Source organism: Teredinibacter franksiae, assembly GCF_014218805.1.
In the GTDB taxonomy this organism is placed as follows: Bacteria; Pseudomonadota; Gammaproteobacteria; order Pseudomonadales; family Cellvibrionaceae; genus Teredinibacter; species Teredinibacter franksiae.
On the sequence record NZ_JACJUV010000001.1, the window covers coordinates 3,840,133 to 3,856,785 of the forward strand.

The window sequence follows — 16,653 nt, forward strand, 5'->3', positions numbered from 1 at the left end:
CTGGAATGGCGGGTGATTGGTCTTCTGAAAATGCTTGAGTTAGGAGGAGGCCCTTGTAAAGCTTGTGCCTGCGCTCACATACTTCTCGGTCAGTCAGGCTTTGGGCTTTACCTATATTGATGAGTAGCACCACATGGTGTTACTCATTATGGCTTAGGCACATACGTCAATGCAGAAGACCTCACCTAAAAATAGAATGGGGCCTTCAAGCCGTTGACGGCGGTATTCGTATTCGTTGCCCGTTAGCGCATCAAAGCCGCAGAGAAACGCACGGCGTAGGTAGCCAAAGCCGAATGGCAATAGGGTGTGGCTTCTAGGGGTGTTTGTTACTTCCTTGGGCGGGGCATGGCTTATTCTTCGTTCCTCCAATTTCGTTACGCCGGAATAATACAGAATGGTATTTTATTGATATCAGGTGTTGGTGTGGGTGATGTCTTAGCTTGGTGGTTTGCCCAAGTAATAGCGTGATAGACCTCCATTTCTTCGCTAGATGGGTGTACGCACATCAGTTTTATGGTGTTTTTCGTCAAAGCCTGCATGTATCGGTTTTTATTTGGCCCGGTTGGTGATAAAAAGCCCCCGCCTGTTGGTAGTCTGAAATCTCGTTTCTTAGCCTCTCAGAACAGTGTTCCATCCAAGTTGCTTCTTGTATTTAGTGTATTTTTTAAAAATGAAAGTATACCCATGGAGCCATAAAAACAACGATTTGGAGAACCATCAAAATGCACAAAAAATTTATTCATGTTTGCTTAGCCTTTTCACTCCTTTTTTCTACCCTATTATTCACTGCGGCCTCGCAGGCACAAATTCGTATTATGCCGTTGGGCGACTCTATTACCGGTAGCCCCGGTTGTTGGCGTGCCTACTTGTGGAACGATTTGGTCGATGCCGGTTATACCGATATTGATATGGTGGGCTCTTTGGGTGCCCAAGGGTGTGGCATTGATTACGACGGCGATAACGAAGGGCACGGCGGAATTTTGGCAACCAATATGGCCAACGCTGGGCAGTTAACACCTTGGTTGGAGCAGTCTAACCCCGCCATTGTGATGATGCACCTGGGTACTAACGATGTCTGGAGTGGTCGCTCTACAGCGGTGACGTTAGATGCGTTTACAACCCTAGTGGGCGAAATGCGCGCGAATAATGCCAGTATGATCATTATGGTTGCGCAGATTATTCCCATGGACCCTAATGGTTCTTGTATGGGCTGTGACCTGCCGGTGATTGAGCTGAATGCCGCTATTCCAGGTTGGGCGGCGGGCCTTAGTACGCAAGCATCACCCATTATTGTGGTAGATGTTTGGGCCGGCTTTGATGCGGTAAATGATACCTACGACGGTGTTCACCCTAATGATGCGGGTAACCTAAAAATTGCGGCTTCTTGGTTTACTCCGCTGACTCAGGTGCTGGATGGCAATATCAGCAGTTCTTCTAGTTCTCCTAGCTCCTCCAGCTCGTCTTCGAGCAGTTCCAGCAGTAGTTCTTCCAGTTCTAGCTCTAACAGTTCCAGCAGTTCGTCCAGTAGTTCTAGTGCGGGCGGTGGTAGCTGTGAGGGTGCGAACGTGTACCCCAATTGGACCGCTAAAGATTGGTCTGGTGGTGATTATAACCATGCCAGTGCTGGCGATCAGCTGGTATATTCGGATACTTTGTATCAAGCCAATTGGTACACTAAAACTGTGCCGGGTAGTGATGCTTCTTGGACAACGATTGGCGCTTGCGGTGTAAATTCTAGTTCCTCAAGTAGCTCTAGTTCATCTAACAGCAGTTCGAGCTCTTCTAGTAGCTCCAGCTCTTCCTCCAGTATTAGCTCAAGTTCTTCCAGTAGCTCTAGTTCTTCCTCCAGTATTAGCTCAAGTTCTTCCAGTAGCTCTAGCTCTTCCTCTAGCATTAGCTCAAGTTCTTCTAGTAGCAGTAGTTCAGACGCTGGCGATTGCGCTGAAGTAAGGTCTGGCGGTCAGTCTGGCAGTTTGGGTACTAGCAGTGCCTTTTGTTTCCGCACGCAAGACACTGTGTACGGTTGGGGTGCCTCGAACTTTTCTGGGCGCAGTATTTCTGTAACCGTTAATGGTTCGGGTACGGCTATAACGTCGCTCGGTGGGGTTTTACCGGCGAAGGCCGCCGGTGATTATTACCACTTCGATGTCAGCGCAGGGGATTACCCTTGGGCATCGGTCTATTGGTGGTAGTGTAATTCTTTAGACCGTATTTGTATTTTGTTCGAGAAGCCCAAAGTTTTTCTTTGGGCATTTTCGTTGGCGTACAAGCATGCATACTTTTGGTGTTCTCTATTTTTAAACCAGTAGAAGTGGCTGTGTTATTACTGGCTTCGTGGCTACGGGTTCAGTGCAGTTTCGGTGACGCGTATGGCAGATTTTTCGCAGATGCCTACAAGCGATTGGGGCGGGGACATTGAGTGTTTTTACTGTTACCTCGAGTTAATAAATTAGGCGGTATGAGCACTAATACAAGTGTTTAATAGCTCCTCCCTCCACGCCTCAAAATATGTTAGCTGAGGTTGCACGGTACATTATGAGGCTAGCCGCAGGTATGTGCTTCTTTTTTCTATTGGGCATGCTATAGGGTGGTGCTGTTGAAATGGTAGGCTGGCTTTGTATCGCTAGTTTAGCTTTTAGCGCAACGTTCTGGACTATCGAGTAAAAACAGGAGGCAAACCGATTTGCAGTGATAAGTAAGAGTGTGGATGCCCTTGGCCCTCGTCAGAACGCCTTTGAGAGGTCGTTAGTATTAGGCTGAATTCAAAAAGTTGTTAAAATTAGTCGATTAACGCCAATAAAACGGTGGCGGGGAGCCGCTTTTTTCGGTAGTTTGGCTGCGATACAGGGCGTGGTCGTATCTTACTGGCCTTCAATATTCCGTTAAGTAATTAAAAGCACATAAGAATAATAATAGTTGAGTGTTTTATTGGATTTCAATTATGCAGAAAGCATCGAAATACTTTTATAGAAGTGTAAGTATTTGATCGCTTGTCTTGCTTTTACAAAACTACGTAATCTTCTCAGCTGTAGGTGCTCGTCTAGTGGTGAAAACACAATGTTGACGTTTTATAAAAAATCGATAGGGCTATTTGTGATGCTGATGATTGTCAGCGCGCTCATTGCTGGGTATTGCTATAACAAAGCGTTGCTGGAAGTGAACTTGTTGCCGCGTATAAATAGTATTTACCCATGGAATCTTCAGTCTTTCAGCGACGATGTGTTGGGTGGGGTGTCGACTACTCGGTTTATCGAATCAAATAATTTAATCCGTTATCAATACAAAGTTATTGATAAGGTGAAATTTCCGTACGCGGGTGGAATGATATCCTTTGGAATGAAAGATAATGAGGAGCGTATTGTTGATTTTAGTCGATATTCTGCAATTTCCTTTTCTGTAAGATGTGAGGAGTCAAATGAAATGACTTTTCATTTGCATAGCTTTGATTCTGAGGTTACTCGTAAGGATGATATTATGAGTTATCGAATTGCGGTTAGAGATTTTAGTTGTGAGCCGGAGGAATCAAAAATTACAATTGATTTAAACCACTTGGTTGTTCCACATTGGTGGTTAAAGAAGTGGAATAGACCTATAACCGACACACATTATTGGCTAGATAAAACCAGAGCTTTTTCTTTTGATAATGATGACCGCGGACCGCTAAATGTTGAGCTGGAAACGCGTATAACGACTGTCGTTTTACACGGACGGGATGTGGTTTACCTTTGGGTGGGTTCATCAATATTGTTGTTTTTATGGTTGGGTTTTTTTATTGTAATATTAAAGCTCTATACAAAGCATATTGAGAGCGAGGTTAACGGTAGGTTGTCGAGATCTAAATCGAGAATTGCTTACCAAAAACTGTCGCTGGGCTCTCGCAAAGACAAGGAAAAAATGCAGTTAATCCAGTTTATGGAAAAGGAGTTTTCGAACGCTGATTTGAGCCTTGAGTACACCATGGCCCAATTGGGCCTGAGCCGTACTAAAATAAACGAGTTGTTGAGGTCCGAGTCGGGTTTAACCTATACGGGCTACTTGAATAGATTAAGACTGACGGAGGCTTCCATGCAGCTATCAATTGACTCTTCTCGGGAAATCTCCGAAATTGCCTACGCCGTTGGGTATAGCAATGTTTCGTACTTTAACCGTCTGTTTAGAGTTGAATTTGGTTGCACACCTCGCATATTTAAAGAGCTTTACTCAACCTGCGAAAACCAGTCGCTGTAATGGTTATTTTTTTTAAGCAACTCGTTGTTACCTTCGCTTCTCTCATTTTGTTTTCCGGGTTGTGGGGGGGGTACTGTTTTTATAGGTACAATATAAAGAGTGGTCTTCTTCCTTCAGAAAGTAGTTCTTTTCCTTGGGTGTTTCTTGGTTTAACGGATACGCTAAATGGCGGAAGCTCGGCTATCTCCATGAAAGACTCTAGCCAATACATTGACTACTCCTATGTGCTAACCGATGACGTTAAGTACCCCTTTGTGACGGCGATGATCGTATTTTCTGATTCGGGCGAGAATTATATTAATCTAAGCCGTTATACCAGTCTTACTATTCGGATTAAATGTAGCACTGAGAATATTTTGGCTTTTAATTTGCACAGTTACGACGCGAAGGTTACTGAGAAATCCAACCTAGACAGTTACCGAATATCGGAGTTCTGGTTTTCGTGTAGCCCCGAATGGCAAGATGTCGCAATAGATTTACACCATTTACATGTGCCTGCGTGGTGGTTGGATTTGTTTAACCAGAAAAATTCAGACCAGGCGTATCAGCTCGAAAAAGTGCATGCCATCTCTTTTGCCGCATCTCGCCAGGGCCCTATCGATACCCTTGCTCAGGTGAGCATAAACAAAATCGGCTTGGAGGGTGTTGATCAGAGATTCTTATGGTTGTATCTGGTTACTACGGTGCTGTTTTGGTTATTAGGTATCGGTTGGCTGGTGAAGCGTTACACGGTGGCTTTAATTCAGATTGTTGAAAACAAGGCTGTTATAAATCGGCCGATCGTGGCTCATGAGCATTTGTCTAATGAGCCTAGAGCCGTAAACACTCAAGTGGGCCAAATATTGGACTTTATGGCTGTTGAATATTGTAATTCTGACATGAGCTTGGAGTTTGTTACTACGCAGTTGGGCATTAACCGAAACACTTTAAATAAACTGCTAAAGAGCGAGCTGGGATTAACCTTCAATGCATACCTTAATAAGCTTAGGCTGGTGGAGGCGGCGCGTATTCTCTCTAAAAATGAGGAAACGTCCGTTTCTGAGCTGGCCTACAGTCTGGGTTATAACAACGTCACCTACTTCAACAGGTTGTTTAAACAGTTGCACGGTTGTACACCGAAACAAATGAAAACTACAGCAGAGGCTGAGCCAATACAGCAGTAGAAAGCGTGGTTTGGCGAAATTTTCGGTTGCACAAATTGCATAATCTATTGAAATATTTGCACAATTCAATCATTTCTTTGGTTACTGGCAAACAGAATCGGTGAGCTGTCTACAATGCGGTAGTCCGTCCAGATCCCCCGTGTGGCGGATGAGTTCGCCACTCAGTTTAAGCGCCAAATAATTGTAATAAGTGGCAATAGCGAATTCATCCAGGCCTTTATTTTCGTGTTTTACCCCTTCCGTGCCTGTCGATCTGGGCTGTGCCTGTCTGTTGACTGTTTTTTTAAAGTAAAGCCTGTAGACAGAAATAAATATAAAACACACCTTCTCTACTTCGGAGCTAGATTATGAATAAATTCGCAAAAGCCGCGATACCGTGGATTGCAGGCACCTTGGTGTCTCTGTCACTTCCACAGTTTGCTGGCGCACAAAACGTGCAGTTTGTCGGTAATATCACTACTAACGGTAGTGTAAGGTCCGATTTTTTAGACTACTGGGACCAAATTACACCAGAAAACGAGGGTAAATGGGGCTCAGTTGAAAAGTCTCGCGACAACTATAGTTGGGGTGGCCAAGACGCCGCTTATAACTTTGCAAAGGCGAATGGCATTCCCTTTAAGGCGCATACGTTGGTCTGGGGCAGTCAGTACCCAAACTGGATTAACAACTTAAGTAATTCAGAAAAAGCCGAAGAAATTGAAGAGTGGATTCGCGACTACTGTAATCGCTACCCCGATACCGACATTATTGACGTAGTAAATGAAGCAACCCCCGGCCACGCGCCGGCAAATTTTGCCAAAGACGCATTTGGCGATAACTGGATTATTAAGTCTTTTCAGTTGGCTAGGCAATATTGCCCCAATGCCACACTGGTTTTGAATGATTACAACGTATTGATATGGAATACCGATGAATTTATTCAAATGGCGCAACCGGCTATTAATGCAGGTGTTGTTGATGCGCTTGGCTTGCAGGCACACGGTTTGCAAAGTAAATCTGGCTCTGAATTGAAGTCAACGCTAGATCGCATTGCTAACCTTGGGTTGCCTATTTATATTTCTGAATACGATGTACAAAGTACAGACGATCAAGCGCAATTGCGTATGATGCAAGACCAATTCCCTGTGTTCTATAACCACCCAAGCGTGGTGGGTATTACTTTTTGGGGGTATGTTGTGGGTGCCACTTGGCGAGAAGGTACTGGCTTAATTCAAAGTAACGGTTCTTTCCGCCCAGCCATGACTTGGTTGATGGACTACTTGGATAATAACCCTGGAAGTTCGTCGTCTTCATCAAGCGTGTCTTCTTCTAGCTCTTCTTCATCTAGTTCTTCTACCGGTAACGGAAGTAGTTTAATGGTAGAGCTGGAAAACCTTTCAGGCAGTAATAATTTCTCTCCGTTTTCGGTACAGAACGATGGCAGTGCCTCTGGCGGCCAGTATGTGGTTTGGCCTAATAATGGTACTCAGATAGTGAGTTCGCCTTCTGATTCTGAATCCGGTCAGGTGCAGGTTGGTTTTACTTTGTCTCAATCGTCGAATGTTGAATTTCAGATTCGAGCGAATATGGCCAATGGCGACGATGATTCTTTTTACTATAAGTTAGATAATGGTTCTTGGGGTACTCAAAATAACCAGTCCACTTCTGACTGGGGCACCTTAACGCCAGCAAGTTTCTCAAACGTGTCGGCGGGCTCCCATACGCTGCATATTTTGCGTCGTGAAGATGGTGCCAAGCTAGATACCGTTACCCTGCTTGCGTCGTCTGGCAGTATTTCAGGTGGTACGGGTAGTAGTAGCTCTAGTTCTAGCTCATCCAGTTCTAGCTCTAGTTCAAGCTCATCCAGTTCTAGTTCCAGCTCATCCAGTTCCAGTAGTGTTTCATCCTCCAGTTCTAGCGTTAGCTCATCTAGCAGTTCAACGGGTAACGGTAGTTGTGATGGTGTGAATGAGTATCCAAACTGGACATCGAAAGACTGGTCTGGCGGTGCCTATAATCACGCAGAAGGCGGCGACCGCATGGTTTATCAGGGCGTTCTCTATGAGGCTAACTGGTACACTAACTCAGTGCCCGGTAGCGATGGCACTTGGACAACCATTGGTGCCTGTGGCGCCATTAGCTCCAGCTCGTCCTCCAGTGTGAGCTCAAGCTCCTCGTCTGTGAGTTCTTCTAGTTCGTCTTCCAGCAGTGTAAGCTCCAGCTCCTCATCTGTAAGCTCTTCCAGCTCCTCATCAAGCTCGTCTTCCAGCTCCTCATCAAGCACTCCTGGTGGTGATCTTGTTATTGAAGAAAATCAAACCGGGTTCTGTTCGGTTGACGGTTCTGTCGATAGCAATAATTCTGGCTATACAGGAAGCGGTTTTGCTAATACCGATAATGCCGCTGGTAAGCGCGTTATTTGGCGAGTAAATGCACCCTATGCCAGTAGTTTTGGTCTGGAATGGCGTTATGCTAACGGCTCCACCACTAATCGTGTGGGTAGCGTTACGGTTAATGGTTCCTCTCAGGGTAATGTGGACTTCCCCGGCACTGGCTCTTGGTCCAGCTGGACGATGGCCACCACAATGGTCAACTTGAATGCGGGCGTCAATGATATCGTATTGGAATCCGGTATTAGCGAAGGCTTAGGTAATATCGATTCACTTGGTAATCAGGGTGGCGGCTTAACGGCGGCGAACTGTAACGGCTCATCAAGTTCTTCGAGCTCCTCAAGTAGTTCGTCATCCAGTTCTAACTCGTCAAGTAGTTCCTCTTCGAGCAGTTCGTCCTCTTCTACTCCTTCGGGTAATACCGTTCGTTACCGCGTTATTAACACCACCGATATAGGCGCCGACCCGGACGACGAACAGTCATTGGTTCGTCAACTGGTCATGTCTAATGAGTATGACATTGAGGGCATTATCACGACGACCGGTTGTTGGAAAAAAACGACCAGTAATACCGGCGCAGTGGATCGTATTCTTAACGCCTACAGCCAAGCTTACCCAAACCTTAGCAAGCATGCCGATGGTTTCCCAACTCCTCAGTACCTAGACTCCATTAATGTGATGGGGCAGCGCGGTTATGGTATGGGCGATGTAGGTTCCGGTAAGGATAGTGCGGGTTCCAACCTTATTATTAACGCGGTTGATAAAAATGACCCACGCCCGGTGTGGGCGACCTGTTGGGGCGGATGTAACACCATTGCTCAGGCGTTGTGGCGTGTTAAAAATGACCGTTCCCAGTCCGAAGTTAATGAGTTTGTCAGTAAGCTGCGGGTATTTGATATTTTGGGTCAGGGCGACGACGGTAACTGGATAGCTAAAACCTTCCCTAACTTGAAGTACATTCGTGCCACGCAAGTTTACAACAGCTGGGCACCCCCAAAGGCGGCAGTTATATCAGAGAGATTCAGAGCCACGGCCCATTGGGTTCTGTGTATCCAGACACTGTATGGTCAACCGAAGGGGATAGCCCATCGTTTATGTATTTGCGTAATCCCGCGTTGAACGACGCAGAAAAGCTTGATCAAGGTAGTTGGGGTGGTCGTTTCAAGACCAGCAAGTCTGCGAACATTAAGGGAATGGAATGCATGAACAGTGGGGCATACAACACCCATTACATGCATGGCAATACCTCCGAAGGTTCCAACGCGATTAAGAAGTGGAAGGTAGGGTATGACAACGACTTCCAGGCGCGTATGGATTGGGCAATTAACAGCAACTACTCTTCGGCGAACCATCATCCCAGAATTGTGATTAACAATAATGCGGATGAAGCTGTGATGTATCTGAATGCGTCTTCCGGTTCCAGCGTTAGCTTAAATGCTAATGGCTCCAGCGATCCAGACGGCGACAATTTGAGCTACGCCTGGTCGTACTACAGCGAGCCCAGTTCTTACGGCGGTTCGGTGACGATCAACAATAGTTCTTCGTCTAACGCTACGGTACAGGTTCCGTCAAATGCCAGTGGCAGAAGTATTCACGTTATTTTAACGCTGCGTGACAACGGTTCACCTAACCTCTATGAGTATCGACGCGTAGTCATTAACGTTCAGTAGAGTAGTGGGTAAATACCGTTGTTGACGATTTTTGCCGCGGGATAACAGTGGCAAAGATTAAATCTGAATAGCGATGGGATTACCCCATCGCTATTTTTTTTGCTAAAAAAATGCATAAAAAAGAACAGATGCGTTTTATTTTAGCCGTCTAACGTTAATGTTTTGTCCTACTTTGAACGCTATGCTCGTTCATGGAATGCGGAGTACAAGCTATTGAGCCTCTGTTTTTGGAGGCCAGTTTTTATGGCTACAAATACGCAATGGATTAGTTTGGCCGATTAAAGCCGCTTTATTGGGTTTTAATCGAAAAAAGACAGCCTAACAAAACTATTAGTAAAAGAGCGAAATAGCGAAGTAGAAAAAACAAGGCAATACATGATGAATGCCATATTGGTTTTCAATACGATGAAAACGCATAGGCTTCGTACTAGCAAAAAATTTCTGACGGTACGACCGATTCAGTCTTGGTCGATAAAAAATATAGTTTTGCGATTTTAGCTCTCGCGTGAATGAATTAAATAGTAGCTAAACAATTAATTTCAGGAGCAACTATCATGAGTATTACCGGTATAAAAAAATTGGGACTGGCGACATTGCTAGGGCTTGGCCTGCTTGGCCAAGGGGCTGCAGCGCAAACAGCAGATTGTTCATATACTATCGCCGACAATTGGGGTAGCGGCGGTGTTGCCAATATTGATATTACCAATGTGAGTTCCAGTGTAATAAATGGCTGGACGGTAAGCTGGGCCTACGAAAACGACTCGCTTAGTGGCGGTTGGAACGCACTAATCGATGAAGAAAATTATCCGACCTACAGCGCTTCAAACGTAGGCTGGAATGGTAGCATTCAGCCCGGGCAAACGGTGTCTTTTGGTTTGCAGCTCAACATTGTAGGCAGTGCCGACCTTCCAGAGGTAACCGGTAGTATTTGTGGTGGCACGGGGCCGTCTTCCAGTTCTAGCCGTTCGTCAAATTCCAGTAGTTCTTCTAGCGCTTCCTTTAGTTCCAGCTCCAGCTCCAGCTCCAGTTCCAGTTCCAGTTCCAGTTCCAGCTCCAGCTCCAGTTCCAGTTCCAGTTCCAGTTCCAGTTCCAGCTCCAGCTCCAGCTCCAGCTCCAGCTCCAGCTCCAGCTCCAGCTCTTCGAGTAATTCCAGCTCACCTGCCGGCCCCACTTTGTTTATAGAGTTGGAAGACTTCGCTGATCAGGACGCCTTCTACCCCTTTAGTGTACAAAGTGATTCAGCGACCTCTGGTGGTGAATACATTGTTTGGCCAGATGGTGGCGATCAGCTTCTTAGTGCTGGTTCGGATAACGAAGACGGTAGGCTGGCAATCGACTTCAGTCTTTCGCAAACCACCAATGTGCAGTTTGGCATAAGCGTAAATATGCCAAATGGCAACAACGACTCCTTCTACTTTAAACTGGATAACAATACTTGGAATACTCAGAACAACCAGAGCACATCTGGCTGGGCCACATTAACGCCTTCGGTTTTTAGTAATGTACCGGGCGGTGATCACACCTTGTGGATACAGCGCCGCGAAGATGGTGCCGGCTTGGATAGTGTTACTTTAAGCGTATCTTCGGGTAGTATCAGTGGCGACACTGGCAATGCCAGTTCAAGCTCCAGCTCCTCAAGTTCGAGTTTCTCCAGTTCAAGCTCCAGCTCCTCAAGTTCAAGTAATGGAAACGAACAGCCGGTTATAGCCATTAATGCCGGTGGGCCACAAACTTCTTTCGAAGGCACAGAATACATTGCCGATCGCCATTCATTTGGCGGTAGCACTAGCACCACTTCAGACCCAATCAGTGGTGTTACAGAAGGCACCCTGTTCCAAAGCGAGCGTTACGGCAGTTTCAGTTACCAAGTACCGGTGACTAACGCCACATACTCTATCGAATTACATTTTGCAGAGATTTTTCAGACCGTAGCCGGTACACGTTCGTTTAACGTTGAAGTAGAAGGCGATCAGGTATTGTTCAGTGTGGATCTGGTTACATTGGCGGGTCACGACGGTGCCTATACCTACCGTGTGGACAACGTCAATGTTAATGATGGCACTCTGGATATTCGCTTGGAATCCCTTGTTGATAATGGCACTTTGAGTGGCTTTGCTATTGCATCATCTAACGGCGGCAACTATGTCGAGCCGTCGAACAGGCCCTTCACATTTCATCCCATTGGTGATTCCACAACTGAAGCCTATGAACTGGAGAGCGCATGGCGTTATTGGTTATGGGAAGGCTTAGAGGGCACTAACGTATCAGTGGACTTCGTTGGTAGTCGCCGAGGCACCAATATGGGTACCAACTTCAGTGATAACGATTGGGATATAGACCATGACGGACATACCAGCGCAACGGCTTCACAAGTATTAAACGGTGGGCTTCCTCACGGACATTCAGGGAGCCTCAAAGTGTGGGCTCCCGTTTACCAAGCTGATATTGCCGTTATTTACCTTGGTACCAATGACATACGGCAGGGCCGATCGACCCAAGCCATTATCGATACCTTTAAATCGATTATTGCAGAATTGCGGGCTGCTAATAGTGGTGTAGACATTGTGGTAACTCAAATTCCCTATTGGAATTACGGAGCGTATGGCGGTAACAAGAATGCGGTCGACGCACTAAACGCTGCAATTCCCAGCCTTGCCGGGCTTGCGACGATTGAATCGAAAGTAGAAATTGTTGACCTCAATAGTAATTACTCTCTTGGCGATCATCGCGATGGTATTCACCCCAATGAGAGTGGTGCCAAGAAAATTGCAGAACGATTACTGCCTGTGGTATTAAATTTAATGCGGTAATAATGAGGTGATCTGAGCTGCTTACTGTGCGAAGCAGTGAAGTGCCGAAAAAAGTGTTGAACAAAAGTAAGGACGTAACACTCTCGGGTTCCGATTGGCTTAGGGCTCGAGAGCTGAGGGTTCGCTTCTAGTGAATCAAGATAGTCCGTGACCTTCTCTGATTTATGTACAGGATGTCCATCAACGATGAGTATGACGGGGTGGTTGCGGCATTTTTGGAAACTTTTTAAGCATTTAATACCTTTATTCGCATTAAATTTTTCGTCAAAAACGTAATACTAAAAAGCCACCCTTGTTCGATACCGCTGAGGTCTCATATTGAGACGCTCTTGGGTGGAATCTGTTGGCGCTATTTCTCTAAATAGTTAAACCAGTTAAAGCTTGCAGTGTTATTGCTGGCCTTGCCATTACTGGTTGCCACCATACCTGCGTAGGGGCCATTAAATCCGCCTGCGGCTTCGTCAGAAAGAACGCTCATGTCTTGTTGTTCACCAATGTTTTTTAACCTGTACTTAGATTCGCCGTATCTGAATTGCAGAATGCGGCCGTTGGCCTTGGCTTGTAGCACAACGATGTCTTTTTGGTAAGCTACTCTGGCAATTTCAGTCTTTTCGCCCTTTAAGTATTTAGTAATGACAAGTGCGTCTTTTTCTTTTGCAAACAGGAAGTGGCACTTACTGCTTCGATAAAGTGTAAGCCCAGCTTGTTCATTGGTGTTGGTGGTGCTGAAATTTAGGCTGGTTGTAGCGGTAAATGCATGGGCTTCTATTCGACGAGCAACTAGAGATGGAGTGGTGAGCGTGTGGAGGGTCTCCTCTCTTACCTCAAGCACTAGGTTGTCGCCATCCAATTTGTACCAATTTGTGTGAGGAGTGCGAAGAAAATTCCATTCTAGCCCAAGCGCATTTTCGGTGAATTCATCCCGCGCGGGTTTTTTCTTAAGTGGCGACCATGGCAGGTTGGGCCGCTGCTGTTGCATTAATACTTTGCCAATACCGGGGTTGAAAATGGGTGTTTTGCCTTCGAATGTTACGGGTGTTAGAAAGGTTTCGCGGGCGAGCAGGGTGGCGCCGTCTACGTAGCGCTTGCCCAGCATTACCGCCCACCAGTCGCCTTTTTGTGTTTGCACGATGTCGGCGTGGCCTACGGAGTGAATGGGGTAGTCTCGCCCTAGGTGCCGATGGGTTAATACGGGGTTTACTTGGTCGGCAACGTAGGGCCCCCAAATAGTATCGCTGTGATGAACGGTAACCGAATGGTTATAGCCGGTGCCGCCTTCGGCCACCATCAATAAGTAGTGGCCATTAATGTTGTATAGGTGTGGGCCTTCTGTCCATACGGCATTGTTGGCGTGGCCAAAGGTGAGCTGCTTTCTTGGGCCTACCAGCTTGCCTTGTTGGGTATTTAGTTCCTGCAGCCATACGCCTTGCTGGTCTTTCCAGGCCTGTTTTCCGGAAAGATTGCCGTGGCCTACATAGTAGGCTTTACCGTCTGTGTCCCACATGAGTGAAGGGTCTATGCCGGGGGCGTCTAACCATACGGGGTCAGACCAGGGGCCAGCAGGGTTTTCGGCGGTGATATAAAAATTGCCGCCGCGCTCACATTGCACACAGGTGGTAATAAGGTAAAACAATCCTTGGTGATGGCGAATGGTAACCGCAAATATGCCCATGTAATCGGCTAGGCCTTGCTGCAGGTTTAGCTGCTGTGGGCGGTGTAGGCCGTGGCCAATTAACTCCCAGTTCACGAGGTCTTTACTGTGGTGAATAGGCATGCCGGGAAACCACTCAAAGGTGGAGTTAACCATGTAGTAGTCTTCGCCTACCCGCACAATGGAGGGGTCTGGGTGGTAGCCGGGCAGTATGGGGTTGGTATAGGTGTCTTTAGCCATAACCAGGGTGGAGAGCAGGGTGGCTACAAGTAGGAATAACGTTTTTATACGGGTGGTCATGGCTATAACTCTCGGCTGCCTAGGGGAGTAGGTTGAAATGATACTGTTTTTTTTTGTGCCTTGTATACCAGTCGGGCTTTTCGGTAGGGCCTGGGCAGGTGTGTAAGCGATTCGGCATTGGGCCGTGTGGTAGAAGTTTGCGGTGCTTGGGGGGGCATGAAATTAGGTAGAAATCTTTATTACTGCGATTATAGGTGAGCTAGTCGGTAGCTGAGTACTTGGCGTAATTGTGCCGTATTGCCTACGTTTTATCCGCTAGGGGTACATTAAAAATTGAAAGAATAGCGGAGTGATAGTTCGCGCCCACGATTGCTTAGCCCTTGCGTTAATACTTGGCCTTGCGGTGGGGTTAAATAGTTTTTATCCATGAGGTTTTTAAAAATAAGGCTTAATTTATGTTTGCGGTTAAAGCTGTAGTCGAGGCGTGAGTGGAAGAGGCTGCAGCCGTCAACGTCTAAGCGCCCGTTAGGTGAGTCCATAATTCTTGCTGAGTTGTATTGCGCCGATAAATGCCATTGCCATTGTTTGTGGTGGTAGTTCAAACGTATAGATGCAAGATTATCGGCCTGCCGAAACTGGGAGGCCGGTAATTCTGTGAGTAGGGTAATGTTGCTGTGAAGCTGCCAGTAAGTATTCAGCCAAAGGCTGAACTCGCTCTCGATACCTTTAGTGCTTTGCTTGGTCTTTCGGTTTACAAAGGTGCGGGTAGTGTCGATAAAGTCTTGTTCTATAGCATGACTAATGCGGTTAAGGAAAAGTGACGTGGCGAAATGAAACTTCCCCTTACTGAATAACCAATTAATCTCACGCGTGCTTACGGTTTCTGGCTCCAGGTTTGGGTTGCCCAGAAGCGTGTTGTTATCGGTAAAGTGAAGCTCATTGGTAGTGGGGGCACGAAAAGCCTCACCGTATAAAAATTTAAGGGAGTGATGCTGGCCTAGTTGCCAGGTTAACGCTGCCCGCGGGCTTAGTGAGCTTTTAATTTCTGTGTAGTGATCGTAACGGCCACCCAGTACTATCTCAACATTGGCTGAGGCTTGAAGTAAGGTTTGCAGAAAACCACCATAGACTTCGTATTGAGATTTTTCGGCAATAGTTGTGGCGTGAGTATTTGTTTCGCCTAGGTACTCTATGGGAAATAGGTCCAAATTGAAATTTGTATTTAAATTCGATTCGTCTTGCGATACGTGTCGGTATTCAATCCCGCCCTGAAAACTAAGGGTTTCTTTGGCTACCCAGTTACTATACACATTAACGGTTCTGGAATTCTCAGACTGCTGCAGGTGAGCTCGCAGCGGTTCATTGCTGGGGGGTACGCTGCCGCCGTAGGCGTAGGAGAAACCGGCTGGTGCGAGCTGAGTGTTAGGCCTGTATTGATTGTTTGTAAGGTTCGCATGCAGCTCAAAGTCGAGTTGCCCCAGTTGGGCGGCATGTTTTGCACTGAAATGGTAATGGCTGTTTTCGGTGGTGTTTTCTTTGCCCCCCAAGTGTTCTACTACGTAGTATTGCTCTGTGTTTCGCTGCTGGTAAACGGCTTCTATTTGGGTTTTGTGGTTTCCCACCATGAGGCGAATATCATTCTTGGCCTGTTTGTCTGGAATGGCTTCGAGGGTTTGAGAATACATATTTTCTAAGCTAAAGGTTTCGCCTGGGTCTTGCTCGGTAATAATCGATATATCGGCAGCCCATTCATAAAAAGCAGTATTTGCTAGTACGCTTACTTGTGTTCGATTGTTGTCGGACAATTCCAGTTGTACGTTATTTTCGCCGGTAACCGTATCGATATTGATCACACCCATAAACGCGTTGGAACCATAAAGTGCAGAGCCGGGCCCTCGAATGAATTCAACTTTAGCGATGTTGTTTAAGAGAATACCGGGTGTAGCCAAGGCACCATCGGAGTGGCGGTTGTAGCGTACACCGTTTATCAGAATAAGCACTTCCCTGCTAGACGTACCGACTCTTCTACCGCGCGATGAGTGGTAATACTCGTCGGCGGCTTCAGCTTGCCTAAAGCTTTGGAAGCCCGGAACAAAGTTCATCAGTTCATGCAGGTAGTGCACCGGCATTGTGGCAATTTGAGCGCGGGTATAGACCGTCATTGAGGAGGGCGCGGTTTTCAACGTTTTGCGCGTGCGTGTAGAGCTGGATACTTCTATGGACGTTAGTTCTTGCAGGCTGAGCGATAGGAGTTTGTTTTCGGCGTGCGCACTGAAGCTGAACGCCAGTATGGCTACTGCCGAAAATAGAGTGGCCGTTTGAATGCGAATGGTTCGCTTGGTCCGAATGCGCGTCATAGGGGTTATTTTTTTATTCTGGCCTAGCAACCGTTTGTGTTAAGCCACGCTAAATCAGGCGTTAACCGAGATGCTGTATTTGTACTTATGTCATTCCCATGGGCCTTAGTCTAGTACAGCTCTTCACAACATGGCGCAAAAAATGAATATAGCAGTAACGTTAGAA

General features: G+C 46.5%; 8 protein-coding genes. 6 read left to right on the forward strand and 2 right to left on the reverse strand.

What is annotated here, in order from left to right; all coding sequences use genetic code 11:
- Positions 1-722: 722 nt before the first annotated feature.
- From H5336_RS16135 to H5336_RS16170, 6 genes are all read left to right on the forward strand, one after another.
- The gene (locus H5336_RS16135) at positions 723-2,192 is read left to right on the forward strand and encodes a cellulose-binding domain-containing protein (RefSeq protein WP_185235271.1); all 1,470 of its coding nucleotides are present in this window, start codon (positions 723-725) and stop codon (positions 2,190-2,192) included.
- 865 nt (positions 2,193-3,057) lie between these two features.
- A complete protein-coding gene (locus H5336_RS16140) occupies positions 3,058-4,227 on the forward strand; it encodes a helix-turn-helix domain-containing protein (RefSeq protein WP_185235272.1) in 1,170 nt (389 codons plus the stop codon).
- Positions 4,227-5,390, forward strand: coding sequence for a helix-turn-helix domain-containing protein (locus H5336_RS16145; RefSeq protein WP_221628072.1), 1,164 nt, complete (start codon positions 4,227-4,229; stop codon positions 5,388-5,390). The genes H5336_RS16140 and H5336_RS16145 overlap by 1 nt, the downstream gene beginning before the upstream one ends.
- Before the next feature lie 347 nt (positions 5,391-5,737).
- The gene (locus H5336_RS23450; protein ID WP_281385646.1) at positions 5,738-8,878 is read left to right on the forward strand and encodes a nucleoside hydrolase-like domain-containing protein; all 3,141 of its coding nucleotides are present in this window, start codon (positions 5,738-5,740) and stop codon (positions 8,876-8,878) included.
- Entirely contained in the window at positions 8,806-9,429 is a 624-nt protein-coding gene (locus tag H5336_RS23455) for a nucleoside hydrolase-like domain-containing protein (protein WP_185235274.1), read from the forward strand. Before H5336_RS23450 ends, H5336_RS23455 begins: the two co-directional genes overlap by 73 nt.
- Positions 9,430-9,983: 554 nt before the next feature.
- Positions 9,984-12,239 carry a malectin domain-containing carbohydrate-binding protein gene (locus tag H5336_RS16170; RefSeq protein WP_185235275.1) on the forward strand — a complete coding sequence of 752 codons (2,256 nt, stop codon included), beginning with the start codon at positions 9,984-9,986 and terminating at the stop codon, positions 12,237-12,239.
- Positions 12,240-12,588: 349 nt separating this feature from the next.
- On the opposite strand, the gene H5336_RS16180 is transcribed toward H5336_RS16170, so the two are convergent.
- Together H5336_RS16180 and H5336_RS16185 are read right to left on the reverse strand one after the other, a co-directional pair.
- Positions 12,589-14,190: a glycoside hydrolase family 43 protein gene (locus H5336_RS16180; protein WP_185235276.1), complete on the reverse strand. Its 1,602-nt coding sequence runs from the start codon at positions 14,188-14,190 to the stop codon at positions 12,589-12,591.
- A 266-nt stretch (positions 14,191-14,456) separates the two neighbouring features.
- Positions 14,457-16,487 carry a TonB-dependent receptor plug domain-containing protein gene (locus tag H5336_RS16185; protein WP_185235277.1) on the reverse strand — a complete coding sequence of 677 codons (2,031 nt, stop codon included), beginning with the start codon at positions 16,485-16,487 and terminating at the stop codon, positions 14,457-14,459.
- Positions 16,488-16,653 lie beyond the last annotated feature (166 nt).

Excerpts from the sequence above, each read along its gene's own strand:
- H5336_RS16135 (WP_185235271.1), top strand. The coding sequence starts at position 723 with ATGCACAAAAAATTTATTCATGTTTGCTTAGCCTTTTCACTCCTTTTT.
- H5336_RS16140 (WP_185235272.1), top strand. The coding sequence starts at position 3,058 with ATGTTGACGTTTTATAAAAAATCGATAGGGCTATTTGTGATGCTGATG.
- H5336_RS16145 (WP_221628072.1), top strand. The coding sequence starts at position 4,227 with ATGGTTATTTTTTTTAAGCAACTCGTTGTTACCTTCGCTTCTCTCATT.
- H5336_RS23450 (WP_281385646.1), top strand. The coding sequence starts at position 5,738 with ATGAATAAATTCGCAAAAGCCGCGATACCGTGGATTGCAGGCACCTTG.
- H5336_RS16170 (WP_185235275.1), top strand. The coding sequence starts at position 9,984 with ATGAGTATTACCGGTATAAAAAAATTGGGACTGGCGACATTGCTAGGG.
- H5336_RS16180 (WP_185235276.1), bottom strand. The coding sequence starts at position 14,190 with ATGACCACCCGTATAAAAACGTTATTCCTACTTGTAGCCACCCTGCTC.
- H5336_RS16185 (WP_185235277.1), bottom strand. The coding sequence starts at position 16,487 with ATGACGCGCATTCGGACCAAGCGAACCATTCGCATTCAAACGGCCACT.